Origin of the sequence: Nocardioides sp. R-C-SC26, assembly GCF_021246465.1 — a bacterium.
Classification (GTDB): Bacteria; Actinomycetota; Actinomycetes; order Propionibacteriales; family Nocardioidaceae; genus Nocardioides.
In genome coordinates this window covers 1-304 of record NZ_JAHRHK010000105.1, presented here as the reverse complement: position 1 = coordinate 304, position 304 = coordinate 1, and the positions used below count along the sequence as shown (strand labels likewise).

1 pseudogene is annotated in these 304 nt (G+C 70.1%); it reads left to right on the top strand.

The features are described from left to right. Positions 1-304: pseudogene (locus KSO97_RS17635) on the top strand (hypothetical protein); the annotation flags it as partial.

Genomic DNA, 304 nt, shown 5'->3' with positions numbered 1-304 from the left:
CCCTGGTTGGTCATCGCGGCGATGCCGCAGGCCACCACCAGGGTCCCCTCGCTGGGTACCGGATCGCCGCCGTGGCGATGTTCTGCCTCAACGGGGCACTGGTCGTCTTCATGGCCGGTCGACAGCGCAGCGGACTGCCGAGCCCCCTCAGCGGCGCCCTGCTGGCAGATCTGCGTGATCGGCCCAACGCCCAAGGCGCGGTGCCCGTTCTCCCGCTCGGATGGCACAGTCAGAGCGCGATGCAAGCCGCTCACGGCGTGGGCTACGCCGGCGACTTCATGGTGGCCGACCTCGACGAGGAGCA